This window comes from Paenibacillus sp. ACRRY (assembly GCF_022346995.1).
GTDB lineage: Bacteria > Bacillota > Bacilli > Paenibacillales > Paenibacillaceae > Paenibacillus.
In genome coordinates, this window is the sequence record NZ_JAKRNM010000029.1 from 1 (window position 1) to 702 (window position 702).

Consider the following 702-nt stretch of genomic DNA (forward strand, 5'->3'; position numbering starts at 1 on the left):
TCGCCCTATTCAGACTCGCTTTCGCTGCGGCTCCGGCTCTTCACCTTAACCTTGCACGGGAACGTAACTCGCCGGTTCATTCTACAAAAGGCACGCCATCACCCCTAAAATGGGCTCTGACTTTTTGTAAGCACACGGTTTCAGGTTCTATTTCACTCCCCTTCCGGGGTGCTTTTCACCTTTCCCTCACGGTACTGCTTCACTATCGGTCGCTAGGAAGTATTTAGCCTTGGCAGATGGTCCTGCCGGATTCATACGGGGTTTCACGTGCCCCGCACTACTCGGGATCCGTCTCGGAGAGAGCAGACTTTCAATTACAGGGCTTTTACCTTCTTTGGCGGGCCTTTCCAGACCTCTTCGTTTAACCGGCTCCTTTGTAACTCCATGTGAGACGTCCCACAACCCCAAAGAGCAAGCTCTCTGGTTTGGGCTGTTCCGCGTTCGCTCGCCGCTACTGACGGAATCACTATTGTTTTCTCTTCCTCAAGGTACTTAGATGTTTCAGTTCCCCTGGTATGCCTCTACATAACCTATGTATTCAGTTATGAGTAACTGGATATTACCCCAGCTGGGTTTCCCCATTCGGACATCCCCGGATCAAAGCTTGCTTACAGCTCCCCGAGGCAGTATCGTTGTTCGCCACGTCCTTCATCGGCTCCTAGCGCCTAGGCATCCTCCGTGTGCTCTTAGTAGCTTAACCAA

Annotated in this window: 1 rRNA gene; it reads right to left on the bottom strand. The window is 52.0% G+C overall.

Features of this window, described 5'->3' with window-relative positions:
• Positions 1 to 700, bottom strand: a 23S ribosomal RNA gene (locus tag MH144_RS30630); the annotation flags it as partial.
• Positions 701 to 702 lie beyond the last annotated feature (2 nt).